General features: G+C 57.2%; 5 protein-coding genes. All 5 read left to right on the top strand.

Annotation, left to right across the window (positions count from 1 at the left end; all coding sequences use genetic code 11):
* The first annotated feature begins 140 nt into the window (after window positions 1-140).
* Window positions 141-506 (top strand): hypothetical protein, encoded by a 366-nt coding sequence (locus ABX962_RS32080; protein ID WP_372725737.1) that lies wholly within the window; start codon window positions 141-143, stop codon window positions 504-506.
* The gene (gene tnpB / locus ABX962_RS32085; RefSeq protein ID WP_372725739.1) at window positions 503-865 is read left to right on the top strand and encodes an IS66 family insertion sequence element accessory protein TnpB; all 363 of its coding nucleotides are present in this window, start codon (window positions 503-505) and stop codon (window positions 863-865) included. The genes ABX962_RS32080 and tnpB overlap by 4 nt, the downstream gene beginning before the upstream one ends.
* Before the next feature lie 86 nt (window positions 866-951).
* The gene (locus ABX962_RS32090; RefSeq protein ID WP_372725741.1) at window positions 952-2580 is read left to right on the top strand and encodes an IS66 family transposase; all 1629 of its coding nucleotides are present in this window, start codon (window positions 952-954) and stop codon (window positions 2578-2580) included.
* Window positions 2580-2870, top strand: coding sequence for a hypothetical protein (locus ABX962_RS32095; protein WP_372725743.1), 291 nt, complete (start codon window positions 2580-2582; stop codon window positions 2868-2870). Before ABX962_RS32090 ends, ABX962_RS32095 begins: the two co-directional genes overlap by 1 nt.
* A 305-nt stretch (window positions 2871-3175) precedes the next feature.
* The coding region (locus ABX962_RS32100; protein WP_372725745.1) for a transposase at window positions 3176-3950 on the top strand (775 nt) is incomplete at its 3' end.

Genomic DNA, 3950 nt, shown 5'->3' on the forward strand with positions numbered 1-3950 from the left:
CGGCCAGGAGGATAAGCCGTGACCAAATCTGACAACGAATTCCCGGATACTCGCGCCAGTTTGTTGGGTAAGCGTTCTATCTGCCCATGTTGACCGCCTGGTTAGCGTGAGGGGTTTCTTTCCACTTTCAGGAGAAACCCATGCCGCAGTTCCCCAACCCACAACTCGCTCAGCAGTGGCGTGACCGCATTGAACGGTTCGCCCAGTCCGGTCTGACAGTCGCAGATTTCTGTGATCGTGAAGGCTATTCGGTCGCCTCCTTTTATCAGTGGCGACGGAAGTTGCGATCCCCTGTTCCCGATCGTCCAACAGGCTCCAGCGATCAACCGGCCTCGTTCGTCGCTGTTGAGCTTCCCCCCGACGAGATGGAAGCGGATCAAACGACCGGTTTGGAAATTGAATTGCCTGGCGGGGCTGTTGCTCGCCTCGACCGGAACACCACCGACGAGCAGCAACGCAGGCTGATCAAGAACATCGTCGAGGCACTCAGTGAGGTGGCATCGTGATCGCACTTGCCCCCACCACGCGGATCTTCGTCTACACCGAGGCGACCGACATGAGGAAGAGCTTCAATGGCTTGTCCGGACTTGTCAAAGAACATTTCCAGGTCGACTTGTTCTCCGGCCACCTGTTCGTCTTTTTCAACCGCCGGCGCGACTATGTCAAGATTCTGATGTGGGACTGCGATGGCTTGGCTCTCTGGTCTAAGCGACTCGAAAGCGGAAGCTTCGAAAAGATTGTCTCCGAAGAGCATGGCAGCTTCGAGATCGACTCGGCCGGCCTGGTTATGATGCTCCGCGGTGTGCAGATCGAAGGATCGCAACGACGCAAACGCTACTCGATCGACCTTCCTGAAGCGGCGTGAGCTAGCCGAGCAAGTCTTTTTGAAAAGCATCAACGCAAGGCCCAACAGAGCCTTGCGTTTTTTGTTTCGATGGCGATAACAACTGCATGGCTGCTTCGAAAAACAAAGACGACTTGCAGAGCGTGTTGAGGCTCAACGCTGAGCTGATCGAAACGGTTGAGCGACTGCAGAAAGCCAACGAACAACTCCGCGAAGAACTGAACCTCTATCGCCGCAAGTTGTTCGGCAGATCTTCCGAGCGGCACGTCGAAGATGACTCGCAGTTGCATCTGTTCGACTTGGGTGAGCAGCAAGTCGAGAATGACGATGCCGAAGACGATGAAGCAAGCCAGCCACGTCGGCGTCGTCGCAAGAAGAAGTCCGAGAAGCTACCGGATCATCTCAAACGCAAAGTCATCGAAGCGGACGTTCCGGCCGAACAGCGAATCTGTCCTTGCTGTGGTGAAGAGATGCCGATTGTGGGCACCGACATCAGCAATCGATTGGATTTCATCCCGGCAGAGTTTTTCATTTGGGAGATCCATCGCCACAAACGAGCCTGTTGCAAGTGCAAAGAATCGATCGCTCAGGTGCCCGCCGGTGAGGAACCATGCGGACTGACAACTCCGATCCCCGGCAGCGATTATGGCTTCGGCGTTTACACGCAACTGATCGTCAACAAGTTCGCCGATCATCTACCGCTCTATCGCGGGGAAGACATCTTCGCCCGCGCCGGGATGCTGATCCCTCGCAACACGCAGTTTGGGATGCTGGCGAACATCGCGGCACTGGCCAGTGCGTTGGTAGAACTGATGAAGTCGCGAATCGTCTCAGGCGACGTGCTGGGTGTGGATGATACGTCGGTTCGGCTGCAGGACGCCAGCTTGCCGGGCAAGATGCGGACTGCACGATTCTGGCTGTATCGAGGCCGTGAAGATCATCCGTATAACGTGTTCGACTTCACGGAAAGTCGCGGACGCGACGGCCCGGCAAAATTCCTTCGTGATTTTCACGGCCACGCGGTGGTCGATGCCTATGGAGTCAACGACGGAGTCTATCTGGGAGCACAGGATCAAATTTTTGCCGCGTGCTGCAATGCGCACGCACGCCGAAAGTTCGTCGAAGCCAAGCCGAACGACCCGGTCGCCGCTGCGCGGGCACTGGCGTTTTACCGTGGCCTATACAAGGTTGAAGACCGCGCGCGAGAAGCTTCGGCGGCCGAGCGTCTGGAACTGCGTCAGAACGAGTCAGTGCCGATCATGAACGATCTGCATGACTGGTTGCTGCAGATGAACGGTGATCGGCGAGTCCTTCCGAAGAGCTCGATCGGCAAGGCAGTACGTTATGCGTTGAACCAGTGGGATGAGCTGTCGGTGTTCCTCGGCGACGGCGCGATCCCGATTGACAACAACGCGACTGAAAACGAACTTCGCCGCTTGACGATCGGTCGAAAGAACTGGTTGTTCGTCGGATCAAACCGAGGAGGCCGAGTGGCGGCGACGATGTATAGCTTGGTGTCTTCGGCGGCACGGCATCACTTGGATGCTTGGGCCTACGTGGACGATTGTCTTCGTCAGTTGGCAAGTGGCAGCACAGATTACGAACGCCTACTTCCAGACGTGTGGCGAAAGGAACACCCGGAGTCGGTCCGTCCGTACCGCGACGCCGAGCAGAAGGCGCGACGCTTGACCACACAGCAACGTCGAGTGCGTCGCCGCGAGGCGAGGGTGGCGTGATGGCGAACCTGACCGAGCGAATCCAACTGACGCGCGAACATCGCGACTTGATCCTGAAGTACGGCTATGTATCGGGCCGCTTAGAGGCGTCGCTGCGTCGTTGGCCGAAGGGTCAAGCGATTCGCCGAGTGGGAATGACTCGGGTAGAGCTGCAGTGGCTCATCGGCGACCTGAGCCACTCGTGCGTCAAAGGCAAAGCGGGTTCCGATGTTGAAGCGGTCGCTGACCTGTGCGACCATCTGGAGTACGCCCAGAGAACCGGCGACGGGGACCTGGACATGATGTGGTGAAATGCATCAGGTCGCTTCCGTTAGGGCGCGCCCGAAATCAGACGTGATGGCGAGCGAAGCTATCGCCAGCTTCATGGGTCTTCTGGCCGTAGGTTACCAGCGATGCGACCGCGAAAGCGTTTTGATCTCTCGTGGCCCTTGGTGGATCGATAGACGCCTGACTCCTTCGTGACACGCGGTGCGTGATCCAGTTTTTTTTCTTTTAGCGAAAGACCGAAACCCTTGACCGCACTTCGCGCCGTCCCTTGGGAGCCGAGCGGAAGTAGAGCTCAGAGACACCCCAGTGAGATCAAAACGCAGCATCAGTGGCAGCGCCGATGAACTGCGTGCTGGAGACATGGGAAGCGGCCGCCACAGCATTTACGGGGCGGCGATTAGCCGCCGGCAGATTCTCCCGACCGCAAGGCCAACCTGGGCAGATAGAACGCTTACAACAGCTCGATCCCGAAGTGATTTCCTTTCGAGCTCAATTCGACCAGAAAAGCCCTCTGGACGAGATTGTCCGAGAAGGAGCCAGGCGAATGCTTCAATCAGCAATCGATGCCGAGGTCGACGCTTTCATTGAAATTCATGAAAACCGCCGCGACGATCAGGGACGACGGCGGGTGGTCAAAAACGGCAGCCTTCCCGAGCGAGAGATCCTGACCGGTGCCGGGGCGATCCCCGTCACACAAGGTCGCGTGCGCGACAATCATCCCGACCCCGAAAAACGTGTAACGTTCACGCCAAGCGTTCTTCCCGCCTACCTGCGCAAGACGACGGCAATCGAGGAGCTGATTCCGTGGCTTTACCTCAAAGGTGTTTCAACGGGTGATTTTGCGGAGGCATTGCAGTCTCTGGTCGGTGAACGAGCCGCGGGGCTGAGTGCGAGCGTTGTTGTTCGATTAAAAGAGCAATGGAGCATCGAGTATGACCAGTGGAGCAAGCGTGCTTTGACCGGAAAGCACTACGTTTACGTCTGGGCCGACGGCATTCATGCGAAGGTCCGATTGGAGGACGATTCCAATAAAAAACAGTGTTTGCTGGTGCTGATGGGTGCGACTGCCGACGGAACAAAGGAACTGATTGCGGTGCTCGACG

Origin of the sequence: Novipirellula sp. (genome assembly GCF_041583735.1) — a bacterium.
In the GTDB taxonomy this organism is placed as follows: Bacteria; Planctomycetota; Planctomycetia; order Pirellulales; family Pirellulaceae; genus Novipirellula.